Origin of the sequence: Caldicoprobacter faecalis, assembly GCF_900115765.1 — a bacterium.
GTDB lineage: Bacteria > Bacillota > Clostridia > Caldicoprobacterales > Caldicoprobacteraceae > Caldicoprobacter > Caldicoprobacter oshimai.
In genome coordinates this window covers 57245-73265 of record NZ_FOXR01000001.1, presented here as the reverse complement: position 1 = coordinate 73265, position 16021 = coordinate 57245, and the positions used below count along the sequence as shown (strand labels likewise).

The window sequence follows — 16021 nt, the reverse complement described above, 5'->3', positions numbered from 1 at the left end:
CATCAACTCCTTTTCATTCCAGCATACCTTTCAGCGCTTCCAAAACCTGCCCTTTTGCTTCTTCAATGCCTGCATTTATCAAACACCCAGCTGCTCGTGCATGACCGCCTCCGCCAAACTTTACGGCCAAAGCGCTTGCATCAACGGCACCTTTGGTGCGCAGGCTCACCTTGGTCTTGTCCTTCTCCACCTCTTTAAACAGTGCTGCACACTCTACCCCCACGATGTCTATGCCATAATTGACTATTCCCTCGGTATTGTTTTCGTCAAGCCCAGCCTCTTCCAGCATAACCTTGCTTACCATCAAAAAAGCCACCTTGTCATCGCAATGCATTTCCAGGGAATCCAGCACCTTTGCCAGCAACCTCACCCTGGCCAGCGTGGTATTTCTAAACAACAACCTGGTCAACCTGTCCACATCAAGACCATATTCGATGACCTGTGCAGCTATTCGATGGGCTGCAGGGGTGGTATTGCTAAACCCAAAGCCACCCGTGTCGGTGGCAATACCGGTGTATATCGCCTCATAGACAGGCAAAGAAAAATAATCCCCGTCCATCTCCTGTATCAGGTCAAAGACCAGCTCAGCAGTTGAAGAAACCCCTGGTTCCACCACGTTGATGCCGGCATACAGGGTATTGGTGGCGTGGTGGTCAATGTTTATGGTACAAGATGTCCGCTTGAGAAGGAAAGCCGCATCTCCCAGCCTTCCCTCGTCGCTGCAATCTAGGCACACAACCGCATCATAATAAGCGGAATGCGCTTGACTTCCGCCACTCTCACCTGGCCTCACAAAATTCCGGATACCCTGCAAAAAGGCCAGGCTCTCGGGTGGTGCATCATGGCAATACAGCTCAACCGTTTTTCCGTGGTCCATCAAAAAATTTGCCAGTGCGAGGCACGACCCGATAGTATCACCATCAGGAGCTATATGTGCAATGATGGCAAAATGTTTGCCCCGTTTTAAAGCTTCAACAACCGGCATAAGCTTAATGGCTCTCATTGATTCTCATCCTGTTCTTTTTTCTTTAGTTCCTCAATCTTTTGAGCTATGTGAATGCTGTACTCTATCGATTCATCCAGTATAAAGCGTATTTCGGGCACATAACGCAATCCCAACCTCTGTCCCAGCTCCTTGCGTATAAATCCGGTTGCGCGATCAAGCCCTTCCATGGTTTTCTGCTTTTCTTCCTTGTCTCCCAACACGCTCACGTATATTTTAGCGTGGCGCAAATCTTTGGATACTTCAACCTTTACGACGGACACCATTTCGGTAATACGAGGGTCCCTTACATGGCTGCGCAATATATCGCTAAGCTCTCTCTTAATCTCCTCAGCTATTCTTTCTGCTCTCTGATAAGACATATCAATCACCCGCTTATTTCATTCATTTTGGACTTCTTCCTGAGTAAAGGCTTCAATGATATCGCCTTCCTTTATATCGTTGAAGTTGCTTATACCTACCCCGCATTCGTAACCGGCTGCCACTTCCCTGACGTCATCCTTGAACCGCTTGAGCGAGGCTATCTGCCCCTCGTGGATTACTATGCCATCCCTTATAATGCGCACCTGTGCATTTCTCATTATTTTTCCGTCTGTCACATAGCAACCAGCAACTGTGCCAACCCCGGATATCCTGAAGGTGGTTCGCACCTCCGCATGCCCAAGCACCACTTCCTTGTAAGTCGGCTCAAACATACCTTTTATGGCAGCCTTCACGTCTTCAATGGCGTCATATATCACTCGATACAGCCTTATATCGATCTTCTCCTTTTCGGCCAGCTCCATTACGCTGCTTGGCGGCCGCACATTAAATCCGATGATTATCGCGTTAGACGCCGATGCCAGCATCACGTCCGACTCGGTGATGGCGCCCACACCGCTGTGTATGGTCCTTATGCGCACCTTCTCAGTTGAAAGGCGTTCAAGCGCCTGTTTAACGGCTTCAGTCGTCCCCTGAACATCGGCTTTGATGATGAGCTTTAGCTCTTTCAGCTCACCCTGTTCAATCTGGTTAAATAGGTCATCCAATGACGCTTTGAGAGTAGAACGGGCGCTTGCCTCCTTCAGCTTCTCCTTGCGTTCCTCGGCCACCTGTCTTGCCAGCTTGTCGTCCTCCACTGCATACATTATATCTCCGGCTTCGGGCACATCGGAGAACCCGAGCACCTCAACCGGCACAGATGGCCCCGCGCTTTCCAGCCTTCTGCCATTGTGGTCCATCATGGCTCTCACACGGCCGTACGTCGTCCCTGCTACGATTGCATCCCCGACGTGGAGGGTTCCGTTTTGAACCAGCACCGTGGCAACCGGCCCGCGCCCTTTATCCAGCTTTGCCTCAATGATGGTACCCTTTGCAAGCCTGTTGGGATTGGCTTTGAGTTCCTGCATCTCGGCCACAAGCAGGATCATCTCCAGCAAGCTGTCAATCCCCTGTTTCTTGAAGGCAGATACGGGCACTGCTATGGTATCACCGCCCCACTCCTCAACCAGCAGCCCTTGTTCTGCCAACTCGCGCTTTACGCGCTCAGGATTGGCAGTTGGCAGATCGATTTTATTAATGGCCACTATTATAGGCACGTTGGCTTCTCTGGCGTGGTTGATGGCCTCTATGGTCTGAGGCATAACGCCATCATCGGCCGCTACCACCAATACGGCTATATCGGTAACCTTGGCGCCCCGTGCTCTCATAGAGGTAAAGGCTTCGTGACCGGGCGTATCTATAAATGTAATGTATTTCCCGTTGACCTCCACCATGTAGGCGCCGATATGCTGCGTAATCCCACCGGCCTCCTGTTCGGTCACGCGGGAGTTGCGTATGGCATCCAGGAGCGATGTCTTGCCGTGGTCAACGTGGCCCATGACTGTAACCACCGGTGGCCGTTCCTGTAAGCTTGCAGGGTCGTCCTCCACGTCTTCCTGCACCAGCATTTCCTCAAAGGATACAGTGGGCTTTTTCTCCAGCTCGATGCCAAACTCACTGGCCACCAGCGCAGCTGTATCGTAATCCAGCTCCTGATTTATTGTAGCCAAGACGCCCAACTTCATAAGGTGTTTTATAATCTCGGCAACCTGGATGCCGATGGTCTCGGAAAGCTCCTTTACCGTTATCCTATCCCCTATGGTAATAGCCTTCTTCCTCTCGGCAGTGGCAGGAGCTTTCTGCTGAGCAGCCTGCTGCGCATTCTTACTCTTTTTCTCCTTCTCTCTCAAAAGCTTATTGTAAACCGAAGGATGCTCCTCTTCCCAGTAGTCCTTCTTGGTTTTTTGCGCCTTGGCCTTCCCTCCATCGGTAAAGGGCTTGGAAAAACCTTCTTCTTTACCTTTGACAACATCTGCCTTTTTGTCTTTGCTTTGAGCAACTGCCGATTGAGAGAAGAATTCGTCTATCACGTTCTTTGCTGGCTTGTCCTTTGGCTTCGGACGTCGCTTTCTGGATGATTTGCCTTCATGAACAGCCTGATTTTCTTCTTGTCTGCGCCTGGACTTTCTGCTGTCGCCCTCCTGCTGGCTCTGCCTGGACTTCTCGGCTTTCAATGCCTCAGCCTTCTTTCTTTCCTCCATTTCCTTTGCCTGCTGCTGCAAAGCGTTCTCCATATCCTTTATCTTATTTAAATAATCGTCGATATCCTTGTTGAGCGCTTTTATCTTGTCAAGCAGGGACTCAGCGTTTTTTCTTACCTTTTTGGTTGTAACGTACACGTTTATATCTGACATTCATATATCACCCCCGCACCGGCATTTCTGAATTTTGTAACTGCTTAAGCAACGCCTCTTTCAGTCCTTCATCAGTGACTGCCAGAACCGTTCTACTCCCTTTTCCCACAGCCCTGCCCAGCATTTCTTTGCTTCCCACTACTACGTAATCCGTTTTGTAATACTTACACATGTTTACAAATTTTTTTAAAGTGTTGGGCGAAGCCTCCTCGCTTATTATCACCAGCTTCGCCTTTCGCATTCTTATCGCTTTTTGGCATAATGTCTCGCCTACCACTAGCTTACCCGCCCTCAAGGATAATCCCAGTAGCTGGTAAAAATTTTTAAGATTTTGATTCATGGGCTTTGCTCAGCTCACCTCTCAAAGATTGATACACTTCTTCACCGATTTTTTCATCAAGAGCGCGCTCCAGCGATTTGTGTTTTATAGCCTTTTCCAGGCACTCGATGTTATAGCAGAGGTAAGCGCCTCTACCTGGAGCCTTGCCCTTCAGATCTATGTGGATCTCCCCTTCAGGGCTCCTGACCACCCGTATAAGCTCCTGCTTTGGCTTTGATTCCCTGCATCCCACGCACATCCTCATGGGTATCTTTTTCTTCCTCACCGGCTATCCCCCTTTCAAACTGGCAAGCCCTAAAGCTTATCTACCTGTGACTCACTCTTTATATCGATCTTCCAGCCAGTCAACTTGGCAGCAAGCCTGGCGTTCTGGCCTTCCTTGCCTATAGCCAAAGAAAGCTGGTGGTCAGGAACCACAACCCTGGCCGCCTTCTCTTTTTCATCTATGGTTACGCTTTGTACCTTGGCAGGACTCAAGGCATTTGCAATGAACTCCGCAGGATCGCTGCTCCATTTCACGATATCTATCTTTTCGCCCTTGAGCTCGTCCAGCACGTGCTGAACCCGCATCCCCCTCTGCCCAACGCAAGCACCTACAGGGTCAACCCCCGGCACAGTGGAATGCACCGCAATCTTGGTCCTGGAACCGGCCTCCCTTGCTATAGCCTTTATGATCACCTCACCACGTACGATCTCGGGCACCTCGCGCTCAAACAACCTCTTGATCAGGCCGGGATGGGTGCGCGATACGATGATCTGTGGCCCCTTGGTGGTCTTCTTAACTTCAAGGATGTACACCCGTATTCTGTCGTTGACGTGATACTCCTCATTGGGCATCTGCTCGTTCGGAGGGAGTATGCCTTCGGCACGGTCAAGGTCTACAAACACCGTCTTTTTCTCTATTCTCTGCACAATCCCCGCCACTATCTCGTTTTCCTTTTCAAGGAACTTTTGATACAGTACCGCTCTCTCAGCTTCACGAATCCGCTGTATGACCACCTGCTTGGCGTTTTGTGCGGCAATTCTGCCAAAGTTTTTGGGGGTCACCTCTACTTCAACGACGTCATTGAGCTGGTAATTAGGATTGATCTTCTTGGCCTCTTCCAGGTCAATTTCGAGGTTTTTGTTGGTGGCCTTTTCCACCACCTTTTTAAGTGCAAAGACCTTGACCTGGCCGCTTGCCCTATCTATATCAATGCGCACATTTTGCGCTGTTCCGAAGTTTTTCTTGTAGGCTGATACCAAAGCGGCATTGATGGCCTCGAACAATACATCGGCATCAATACCTTTTTCCTTGCCTATCTGTTCAATGGCCTCCAAAAATTCGGCATTCATAAATACTCCTCCTTCACTAGATATTTACAACCAGCCGCACCATGGCAACATTCTCACGCGGGAACGAGTAGGTACATTCCCCATCCTGGATGACTATGTTGCCGTTTTCAAGCCCTACCAGTTCGCCATAATAGTTCTTCTCGCCATTGACAGATTTGTACAGCTTCACATGAACCCTGTGTCCCTTATAGCGCTTAAAATCCTCATCCCTTTTGAGCGGCCTGTCAAGCCCGGGCGAAGACACCTCTAAGTAATAGCGGTGCGGAATGGGATCAACCTGGTCCAGCAGTTCGCTGATCCGTTCGCTGAATATCTGACAGTCATCCAGCGTGATCCCGCCGGGCTTATCAAGGTAAAACCTCAAAAACCAGCTCCCACCCTCTTTTTTGTACTCGATGTCCACGAGCTCATAATTGAGCTCTTCGAGGATGGGACGCGCAAGCTCCTCCACCACTTGCTCAACCTTGTTATGTGCCATATTATAACCTCCAAAATGAAATTTTCATATTATTAATCTTTCCTAATCGCACATTTTAATCAATAACAACGAAAGAGTGGGTTTCCCCACTCTACCACACAAACAAGCTATGGTAAACCAAATTTATTATATCACCACGCTCTAACAAATGCAACTTAAAAAAACGAAATTTGACTGGTCTCAGGCAGGTCATTGAGACAGCCGTAATTTTTTAGTATTTCAATGACTGCTTTGGAGACCTTGGTCCTTTCACGGAAATCCTCTACCGACACGAATTTGCCGGCTTTTCTGGCCTCGGCAATGCTGGTTGCAGCGCTTACTCCCACGCCTGGCAAGGCATTAAACGGCATCCTTATGCCCTCGGGCGTCACAAGAAACTTTACCGCATCGGATTTATACAGGTCAACTGGGAGCAGCTTTATCCCTCTGGCGTACATTTCAAGTGCCACCTCAAGCACTGAAAGAGAGTTCTTCTCCTTTACGCTCAGGGCATTGCCCTTTGAGTCCATTTCCTTGATCTTGCGTGCAATGGCCTCTCTTCCTTTTAATATGGTATCGACGTCAAAGTCATCGGCCCTGACTGTAAAGTATGTGGCATAAAAAGCCTCGGGGTAGTACACCTTGAAGTAAGCAATCCTGAATGCCATGATCACATAGGCCACCGCGTGCGCCTTTGGAAACATGTATTTTATCTTTTTGCACGACTCAATATACCATTCTGGTACGTTGTTCTCCCTCATCTTCTGCTCCTGCTCGGGGGTTAACCCCTTACCTTTGCGCACGTTCTCCATTATCTTAAACGACAGTATAGGTTCAACCCCTTTGTACATGAGGTACACCATTATGTCGTCCCTGGCCGAGATGACCTCCGAAAGTTGGGCTATTCCGTTCCTTATTAAATCCTGAGCGTTGTTAAGCCACACATCGGTGCCGTGGGAAAGCCCGCTTATTCTTACCAGCTCAGAAAAGGTCTTGGGCCTGGTCTCAGTGAGCATCTGCCTGACAAACCGCGTACCGAACTCGGGTATGCCGAAGGTACCCACCTCACAGTTTATATCTTCGGGCGAGAGCCCCAGCGGTTCAGTGCTGGAGAATATCCTCATGGTCCTCTCCTCGCCAATGGGAATACTTTTTGCGTTTATACCGGTTATATCCTCCAGCATGCGTATGACGGTTGGGTCATCGTGGCCTAGTATGTCCAGTTTGACCAGCCTGCTGCTTATGGAGTTGTAATCAAAATGGGTAGTAATGACCCCCGATTCCCTGTCATCGGCTGGATACTGAAGCGGCGTGAACTGATGGACATCGTACTTGTTGGGCACTACCATAACCCCACCGGGATGCTGGCCTGTGGTGCGCTTTACGCCGGTACATCCTCTAACCAGGCGCTTTATCTCTGCACTCCTTGCTACCTTGTTGTGCTCCTCAAGGTATTTCTTGACGAACCCAAACGCCGTCTTTTCAGCGACGGTGGCTATGGTACCCGCCCTGAAAACATTTCCCCGCCCCAACAGCTCTTCAGCGTACTTGTGCGCCGTGGACTGGTACTCGCCTGAAAAGTTGAGGTCGATATCGGGCACCTTATCACCGTCAAAGCCCAAGAACACCTCGAAAGGAATGTCAAAACCTTCTTTTCTATAGGGGGTACCGCACACGGGACAGTTTTTATCAGGAAGGTCAACGCCGCACCCATATTTAGAGATATCCACGTCGAAATCTGAATGCTTGCAGGCTGGGCACACATAGTGTGGCGGCAGGGGATTTACCTCTGTAATGCCAGTCATGGTAGCCACAAAGGAGGACCCTACCGAACCACGGGAGCCTACCAGGTAACCATCTTCCAGCGACTTTTTGACCAGCTTGTGCGCAATCCAGTACAGCACCGCATAGCCATTTTTTATTATGGCGTTTAACTCTTTGTTCAGGCGTTCCTCCACAATGGGAGGAAGAGGATCGCCGTATATAGCTTTGGCATTGTTTATAGCCATATTCCGGATGTCTTCCTCAGCGCCTGGAATCTCTGGCGTGTAGAGCTCATCGGGTATGGGCTTTATGTCCTCGATGCTGTCGGCAATGGCCCGCGGCGCGTATATCACGACCTCCTTTGCCTTGTCCTGGCCCAGATACCCAAACTCCTCCAGCATCTCGTCGGTGGTCTTAAAGTACAGCGATGCCTGCTGCTCAGCATCCTCATAGCCCTGGCAGCTCATCAGTATACGCCTGTAGTACTCATCGTGCGGGTCAAGGAAGTGCACATCCCCTGTAGCGACCACTGGCTTGTTGAGCTTTTCCCCCAGCTCTATTATCTTCCTGTTGATCTCCTTCAAGGCATCGATATCCTTCACCTTTCCCTCGCGGATTAAATGTTCATTGTTGCCCAGCGGCTGTATCTCAAGATAATCATAGAAAAGCGCTATATCCCTGAGCTCTTCATCAGGAGCACCATTCAATATTGCCTGATAAAGCTCTCCGGCCTCGCATCCCGAACCTACTATGAGCCCTTCGCGGTGACTCATGAGCACGCTTTTTGGAATGCGCGGCTTACGATAGAAATAATCCAGATGAGACTTGGTAATAAGCTTGTAAAGGTTGATCAATCCTTCCTGCGTCTGGGCCAGTATGACAGCGTGGTAGCTTTCAAGGCTGTTTAAATTGCTAGCATGGCTGAACAGCGTGTTGATGTGGCACAGCTTGCCCGCTCCCTTTTCCTCCAGAATGCTCAGCATATGTATCAGTATGGCCGCTGCCGTTCTGGCGTCGTCTAGCGCCCGATGGTGTCGCTGCTGGGGTATGTTGAGGTGCTGGGCGACCGCGTCCAGGCTGTAGCGCTTGAGGTCCTTAAATACTTCCCGGCATAGCGACAGGGTATCCAGAATGGGATTGGCTATCCTTGCACCTATGCGCCTGCATTTCTCTTTAATAAATCCGAAGTCGAACGGAGCGTTGTGAGCCACAAGCACTGCGTCGCCGAAGAATTCAAGCAGCCTTGGCAAAACCTCCTCAATGGTAGGCGCATCCCTTACCATATCGTCGGTAATGCCGGTAAGCTCTACTATTTCATGAGGTATTGGCTTTCCGGGATTTATAAAACAGCTAAAAGTATCCACGATCTCCCTGCCCACTATCTTGACGGCCCCGATCTCGGTAATCTCATCTTTTCTGGGATTAAGCCCGGTGGTCTCTATGTCCACAACCACAAATGGTTGGTTAAAATCCCTGTCATTGGCGTTTATGACTATGGGTTTGCAATCGTTAATGAGATAGGCCTCTACACCGTATATGACCTTTATACCGTATTGTTGCCCGGCCTCGTGGGCCTCTGGAAATGCCTGTACCACGCCATGGTCGGTGATGGCAATGGCCGGATGCCCCCACTGTGCAGCGCGCTGTACCAGCGCCGTCACTGGGGAAACGGCGTCCATGGCGCTCATCTGGGTATGCAGATGAAGTTCAACCCTCTTTTCCAGAGAAGTATCCTGCCTTTGCTTGGGAGAAACCAGCATGATATCGCTGGCCTGAAGTATATCCTCCCTCTGAAACGGATCATACCGGCAGTTGCCCTTTATCCGTACCCAGCATCCGCTCTGTATGCTGCCTTCCACATCAGAAACCTTATTTTTTGGACAGAACACCTTCACAGTAATCGAATCGGTATAATCGGTGACGTCCAGGCAGAAGAGCACCCTCTCCCCTTTAAGCTCCCTTTTTTCAAGGTCAAACACCTCGCCCTCGATGGTGACTGCCTCAACGCCATCCTGGATTTGTGATATTGGCACTGGGGAATCCTTTATGGCTTTGCCCAGGATAACAGCTTCCTTATCTTTTGCCTCATTCTCCTCATCCTGCTGCTCTGAGGATTTGGAACACGACTCATTTACCCGTACCGCTTCCTGAACCAAAAGGAAGTCCTCTTTCTCCCTTTCAACAAAATACTCCTCATCCAGCCAATCCTGCTCATCATCTACCAGCTCAATGCTAACTTTTATGTGCTGGTTAAACGTCTCCAGCATCCATTTCCTTATGTACTGGTCTATCTTCTTTATCCTGAACAGCTCAAAGGCTATGGGATGATTGATCAAAAGCCTGAGCCCATTAGGCGATAGATGGGGGGTGCAATGGTCTATCCATCCGTTCAAAGAGGGAAGGTCATCCTTCATCGATTCAACAATGGCCTTCCAAAAATGAGAAAAATGGCGGTTTAATATTTCCATGCCGTTATCCCTGTACAGTACCTTCAATCTCACCTGTTCCAGCTCGGGAAACTTTTCTTTGATGTGCTGTTCGAGCATGTGTATCCTCTCAGGGTCAACAAAAGAGTCGGCATTTACATATATATCCCATTTTCTTTGATTTCTATATACTATCGTCTTAACCAGGCTGAGGTTGTCCAGCCACTTGGAATACTTATCGTCAACTATCTTTACTAGAGGGAACGCTTTTGCGCTCTCGTTAGCCATACGATTTCCCCCCTTTAAAGTGCCCATTACATCTTTCATATTATTCGGCAGGGGCTACATCTTGAACTGTCTTGCAATCTCCCAGTACATCTTCACGCGCGCCGCCATGCCGCGCATGACGCCCATCTTTTCCTCCTTCATAGCATGGGTTACGCCATATAGCGGAACCTCTATAACCTTTAAGTTATATTTACGCGCATAGCGCGTCAGTACCATCTCTATGCCGTAGCCCGTGTTCCATACGTCCTCATTTAACATATCCAGCACCCATCTTTTAACGGCCCGTTGCCCTGTCAAAAATGGCGTCAGCCTCTGTGCAAGGTCGGTCACACCTCTGCCCGAGCAAAACACTCCCAGAGCCATGTCAGCAGCTCCATGGTACACCGGCGCCAGAAGCGCCCGTACATGATGGGGCTGTATCCCTACCAGGTCAGCATCCAAAAACAGCACCACCGAAGCAGAGGTGTTATCGAGCCCTACCTTCATGGCACACCCCTTGCCCATATTTCGGGGCAGCTCGATCACCTTTACCCCAAAGCTGTAAGCTACCTCAGCCGTCCTGTCGGTGGAATCATCGTTTACCACTATTATATCGACAACCTCGCCGACATCTTTGACGGCTTTGACGGCGGCAAGGACCTCTCCTATGTGCTTTTCCTCGTTATATGCCGGTATTATGACCGATACGCTCATTGCGAACTTTTCTCCTTATCGCCTATCATATTGCGTATTTCCGATATGAGCACCTCCAAAGCCTTATCCTCGGGAACGGTGCTCACCACCTTGCCTTTCTTGAACAGGGCCACTTTCCCCTTGCCTCCAGCAATCCCTATATCGGCCTCCCGTGCTTCACCCGGGCCGTTGACCACGCACCCCATTACCGCCACCTTCAGGGGATAATCGATCCCTTCAAGTTCCTCCTGCAGCCTTTCAGCCAGGCGTATCAAGTCGATATTGCACCGCCCACAGGTGGGGCACGATATTATCTCGATGCCGTATGCCCTCAGCCCAAGGGCCTTCAATATCTCGCGCCCCACCCTTACCTCTTCAATCGGCGAGGCTGTAAGTGAGACCCTCAAGGTATCGCCGATGCCCTCGGCCAGCAAGGTGCCAATCCCGATGGCCGACTTTATGGTTCCCGAAAAGGTGGTCCCTGCCTCTGTAACTCCAAGGTGTAGCGGATAATCCACCCGCTGGCTCATCAGGCGGTAAGCCTCTATGGTCTTCATAACGCTGGAAGCCTTGAGCGAGATCACGATATTCTCGTATCCCAGTTTTTCCAGTATGGCAACGTGTTCCAGAGCGCTTTCCACCATGGCTTGCGGCGTATTGCCGTATCTGTCCAGTATCTCTCTGCTCAAGGACCCAGAGTTTACGCCAATCCGTATGGGTATGCCTCTTTCCCTGGCGGCCGAAACCACTTTCTGCACCTCGCTGTAACCACCTATATTGCCCGGATTGATCCTCAGCTTATCGACGCCCTTTTCGATGGCAGCAAGCGCTAAGCGGTAGTCGAAGTGTATGTCGGCAACCAGGGGGATGTCGGTGACCTTCTTGATCTCCTCGATGGTATGGGCACACGCCTCATCAAACACGGCCAGCCTCACTATGTCACACCCGGCCGCTTCCAGTTCAAGCACCTGTTTTATGGTGGCATCCACATCCCTGGTATCAGTATTGGTCATGGACTGCACCGAAATGGGGGCATCTCCCCCTATCTCAATCCTTCCTACCTTCACTTTTCTGGTCTTACGCCTTTCCATGATCTTTCACCGCCAAAACAATAGTTGGATATAATACACGCGCAATCCCTGGCTCATCTCATTATGTCCTGATAGGTCACCAATACCATAAGGAGTATGAGCACCACAAATCCTATGAAGTGGATGAACCCTTCCTTCTCGGGCTCAAGGGGTTTACCTCTTACCCCTTCAATCAAAAGCAGCGCAAGTCGCCCGCCGTCCAGCGCAGGGAAGGGAATCAGGTTTATAATCCCCAGGTTCAAGGTTATGATTACCGCCAGGCTCAAAAGCTGCTGCATCCCGGCTTGAACAGCCTTGCCTATCTCGCCTACAATGCCTACAGGACCCATGACCTCATTTAGCCCCTGGCCCCTGAATATGAGAGCCCTCAGCATATCCACCATTAAGAACATTATCCTTCCTGCCTGATTAAAAGCCAGGCCTATGGATGGCATCAGGCCGTAACGCCTAATCCGCCCAAAAACTATCCCTATCACATACGAATCGCTTTGCTCGCTGTACTCTGGTACCAGCTTCACGCTTATATTTTCCCCATCTCTGCGCACGACTATTTCTAGCTCATTACCACCTTTTTGCCTTATGGCATTACGTATAGCTTCAACTGCTTCCTGTGCTTGAAGGCCCTCCACCGATACGCCGTCTACCTGGATGATCCTGTCGCCCGGCATGAGCCCTGCCCTGTCGGCCGGGCTGTCTTCTACCACTTCTAAAATCTCGGGTACCACCTCATATATACCGTAGCTCATATAAAACACGGTCAGGAGCACCACGGCCAGCAGTATATTCATGGCGGGCCCTGAGACTATGACCGCCATACGCTTCCACAGGCTGGCATTATTGAAGGCCCGCGGATCGTCCGACTTTTCATCTTCGCCGAGAAATTTCACATACCCACCTATTGGCAGGGCCCTTACCGAAAATTGCGTGCCTTTCCTGGAAAAGCCAAACAGTTTAGGTCCCATCCCAATGGAGAATTCCTCAGCATGTATGCCCACCAGGCGTCCAGCCAAAAAATGGCCCAGCTCGTGGACCATGATGAGAATTCCAAAGAAGATTAGAGCAACCACTAATGTTAACATACTCCACCTACCTCTTTTTTTACATCAATTGTCTGCGTATGCTGTGGTCCACCCTCAAAATGGTATTGAGGTCAGGGTTTTGAATGGCCTTATGGGACTTCATGGCCTGTTCTATCATTACAGGGATTTCCATGAAGGAGATTTCACCCTTGAGGAATTTCTCGACAGCTACCTCATCGGCAGCGTTCAATACAGCAGGCATGGTACCCCCTATTTCCAGCGCTTTATAGGCCAGTGCAAGGCAGGGGAACCTATCAAAATCGGGCATCTCAAAGGTAAGAGGTTCCATAGCGGCAAGGTCTAACCCCCCAATGGTAGACTCGAGCCGCTCGGGCCAGGATAAGGCATACAGTATGGGCAGGCGCATGTCGGTCTTGCCCATCTGAGCTATTATGCTGCCATCGATATACTCCACCATCGAGTGTACAATGCTCTGAGGATGGATGACCACCTTAATCTGCTCTATGGATAGGCCAAACAACCAATGAGCCTCTATCACCTCAAGCCCCTTGTTCATCAGCGTAGCGCTGTCTATGGTAACCTTTTTGCCCATCTTCCAGTTAGGATGATTCAACGCTTCATTAACTGTAACGTGCCGCAGGTCTTCCTTTGTGTAATTTCTAAACGGCCCTCCCGAAGCTGTAAGGTATACCCTGTTTATCCTTCTTGGGTCATCGCAGCCGGCCATGCACTGAAATATGGCTGAATGCTCGCTGTCCACCGGTATGATTCTACTCCCCGACTTTCGAGCGGCCTCCATTACAAGATGGCCACCGGCCACCAGTGACTCCTTGTTTGCCAGCGCAACGTTTTTGCCAGCCTCTAGAGCTGCTATAGTTGGCTCCAATCCCGCAATCCCCACTACCGCCACCAGGACCAAGTCCACCTCCGGCAAGGTGGCAAGTTTAACCAGGCAGTCTTTCCCAGATATAACCTCTGTATCGCTCAAACCGTAATTTCCAAACTCCCTAGCGCTCTCAGTATCCACTATCCCAACATAAGAAGGATGGAATGCCTTCACCTGCTGTGCCAACAACTCAACGTTTCGGTTGGTGGTCAACGCAACAACTTCGAAATTCTCGGCATATTGATATATTACATTCAGCGCTTGCTGGCCTATAGATCCGGTCGAACCCAGTATTGCGATTCTCTTCTTCATCTTTGACCTCCATCTATCCCTTCTGTACTCTTAAGGTTTACCATAAATGCATACATTATGTAAATGTAGACGATTTAATTTAAGAATAGAAGATAATATAAGTACACAATCGGCACAGTAAATATAATGCTGTCAAATCGATCCAGTATTCCGCCATGCCCTGGCATAATACGCCCAAAATCCTTTATATTGCAAAACCTCTTGATGCTAGAGGCCGATAAATCCCCCATCTGCGATGTTATACCACACAGCAGGCTGATGATGGCATAATGAAGGTATCCTATCTCAACCTTATAAAAATGAGTGAAAACCATCCCTACTAAAATGCCTATTATCAGGCTCCCTAAAATGCCACCTATGCTACCTTCAACGGTTTTTTTAGGGCTGATCCTTGGACACAGCTTATTCTTCCCCAGCGCAAGCCCGGTGAAATATGCAAACGTATCTGTAGCCCATGTGGCAAACAGAGTAAATATCAGCAAATATTTACCATACGTATCAGCATCATATAATAAGATCAAATACATAAAGGCCATGCCAGGGTATATACATCCAAAAACCGTCAAACAAGCATCCAAGAAATTCAAGCGCGGAAATACCACTGTAAGGAATAGACAAAAAAAAGCAGCCAGAAGGGCACCTAACAAAATAGTATGAGAGTCATTTGAATACAGGGTGATAAACCAAAACAGCAGCGAAATAAACAAATAGCCTACCCAGGAAAGGGGATTGTATCCTCGGTGGCGCACAGCGGTATAGAACTCGTGCATCCCGATCAATGATATGACCAAGACCGACAGGTCTAAAAACCAGCCTCCTACGTAAAAGGCCAATATCAAATACGCAATGCCTATTGCTGCGCTGGCTATTCTTAAGATCAGCATTTACAATCCGCCCTCTCATACATCAAGGCCGCCATACCGCCGTTGACGCCCCTGATACTCCATAATCGCTTCTAGGTAGGCCTTCTTATCAAAATCTGGCCAGAGAACATCGGGCGCTGTGAACACCAATTCGGTATATGCAACCTGATACAGCAAAAAATTGCTCAACCTGAATTCTCCGCTGGTCCGGATCAAAAGGTCGGGATCAGGGATATTTGCTGTGTACAGGTAGCTGCTGAAAAGCCGTTCGTCGATGTCATCTATTGAGATCTTCTTGTCCAACACATCCCTTGCTATGGCTTTAGCCGCTCGCACGATCTCGGCCCTTCCGCCGTAGTTCAGGGCTATATTCACGTTCAATCCGGTATTGTTCTTTGTAAGCTCTACCGCCTTGGCGATTTCCCTCTGAGCAACAGTGGGAAACGCCTCAACCTGTCCCAATACGGAGATTTTGACATTGTTTGAATTAAGTTCCCTGATTTCCCTTCTCAAATACTCCACCAGCAACGACATTAAAGCATCAATTTCCGAGGCAGGCCTTTTCCAGTTTTCAGTCGAAAAGGCATACAGCGTCAGATACTTTATCCCCAGCTCGTCGCTGGTCTTTATTACCTCTCTGAGAGCTTCCACACCCTGCCTGTGACCCGCCACCCGAGGGAGTCCCCGCTTGGTGGCCCATCTGCCGTTCCCATCCATGATTATGGCCACATGCTGCGGGAGCGGCTTGCTCTTTACCTGCTCCATCAAGGCAGATAGATCCGCTTCATTGGTATTCCTTTTACTTGTAAACATTTAATGCCTTATCCTTC

At 49.5% G+C, this 16021-nt stretch carries 14 protein-coding genes; all 14 read right to left on the bottom strand.

The annotated features are described in order from the left end of the window. Nucleotides 1–13: 13 nt before the first annotated feature. The 14 genes from BM241_RS00405 to BM241_RS00340 all read right to left on the bottom strand — a co-directional run bounded on the left by BM241_RS00405 (nucleotide 14) and on the right by BM241_RS00340 (nucleotide 16004). The gene (locus BM241_RS00405; RefSeq protein WP_025746635.1) at nucleotides 14–1003 is read right to left on the bottom strand and encodes a DHH family phosphoesterase; all 990 of its coding nucleotides are present in this window, start codon (nucleotides 1001–1003) and stop codon (nucleotides 14–16) included. Then, on the bottom strand, nucleotides 1000–1365 hold the full coding sequence (gene rbfA, locus BM241_RS00400; protein ID WP_025746634.1) for a 30S ribosome-binding factor RbfA: 366 nt from the start codon (nucleotides 1363–1365) through the stop codon (nucleotides 1000–1002). The genes BM241_RS00405 and rbfA overlap by 4 nt, the downstream gene beginning before the upstream one ends. Nucleotides 1366–1383: 18 nt before the next feature. After that, on the bottom strand, nucleotides 1384–3717 hold the full coding sequence (gene infB / locus BM241_RS00395) for a translation initiation factor IF-2 (RefSeq protein ID WP_092281792.1): 2334 nt from the start codon (nucleotides 3715–3717) through the stop codon (nucleotides 1384–1386). A gap of 7 nt (nucleotides 3718–3724) precedes the next feature. Further along, nucleotides 3725–4057, bottom strand: a complete 333-nt coding sequence (locus BM241_RS00390; protein ID WP_025746632.1) for a L7Ae/L30e/S12e/Gadd45 family ribosomal protein — start codon at nucleotides 4055–4057, stop codon at nucleotides 3725–3727. Continuing rightward, entirely contained in the window at nucleotides 4041–4322 is a 282-nt protein-coding gene (gene rnpM, locus BM241_RS00385) for an RNase P modulator RnpM (protein ID WP_025746631.1), read from the bottom strand. Before rnpM ends, BM241_RS00390 begins: the two co-directional genes overlap by 17 nt. A gap of 29 nt (nucleotides 4323–4351) precedes the next feature. After that, nucleotides 4352–5392: a transcription termination factor NusA gene (gene nusA, locus BM241_RS00380; RefSeq protein ID WP_025746630.1), complete on the bottom strand. Its 1041-nt coding sequence runs from the start codon at nucleotides 5390–5392 to the stop codon at nucleotides 4352–4354. Nucleotides 5393–5408: 16 nt separating this feature from the next. Further along, nucleotides 5409–5870, bottom strand: coding sequence for a ribosome maturation factor RimP (gene rimP, locus BM241_RS00375; protein WP_025746629.1), 462 nt, complete (start codon nucleotides 5868–5870; stop codon nucleotides 5409–5411). 155 nt (nucleotides 5871–6025) lie between these two features. Beyond that, entirely contained in the window at nucleotides 6026–10327 is a 4302-nt protein-coding gene (locus tag BM241_RS00370; RefSeq protein ID WP_092281791.1) for a PolC-type DNA polymerase III, read from the bottom strand. 54 nt (nucleotides 10328–10381) lie between these two features. Then, nucleotides 10382–11020 (bottom strand): glycosyltransferase family 2 protein, encoded by a 639-nt coding sequence (locus BM241_RS00365; protein WP_025746627.1) that lies wholly within the window; start codon nucleotides 11018–11020, stop codon nucleotides 10382–10384. Beyond that, nucleotides 11017–12090 carry a flavodoxin-dependent (E)-4-hydroxy-3-methylbut-2-enyl-diphosphate synthase gene (ispG, locus tag BM241_RS00360; RefSeq protein ID WP_025746626.1) on the bottom strand — a complete coding sequence of 358 codons (1074 nt, stop codon included), beginning with the start codon at nucleotides 12088–12090 and terminating at the stop codon, nucleotides 11017–11019. The genes BM241_RS00365 and ispG overlap by 4 nt, the downstream gene beginning before the upstream one ends. Nucleotides 12091–12143: 53 nt before the next feature. After that, the gene (rseP, locus tag BM241_RS00355; protein WP_025746625.1) at nucleotides 12144–13169 is read right to left on the bottom strand and encodes an RIP metalloprotease RseP; all 1026 of its coding nucleotides are present in this window, start codon (nucleotides 13167–13169) and stop codon (nucleotides 12144–12146) included. Between the two features lie 19 nt (nucleotides 13170–13188). Further along, nucleotides 13189–14328 (bottom strand): 1-deoxy-D-xylulose-5-phosphate reductoisomerase, encoded by a 1140-nt coding sequence (locus BM241_RS00350; RefSeq protein WP_035145906.1) that lies wholly within the window; start codon nucleotides 14326–14328, stop codon nucleotides 13189–13191. Nucleotides 14329–14402: 74 nt separating this feature from the next. Next, entirely contained in the window at nucleotides 14403–15212 is an 810-nt protein-coding gene (locus BM241_RS00345; RefSeq protein WP_035145903.1) for a phosphatidate cytidylyltransferase, read from the bottom strand. 15 nt (nucleotides 15213–15227) lie between these two features. Continuing rightward, nucleotides 15228–16004 carry an isoprenyl transferase gene (locus tag BM241_RS00340; RefSeq protein WP_025746623.1) on the bottom strand — a complete coding sequence of 259 codons (777 nt, stop codon included), beginning with the start codon at nucleotides 16002–16004 and terminating at the stop codon, nucleotides 15228–15230. Between the last annotated feature and the right edge of the window lie 17 nt (nucleotides 16005–16021).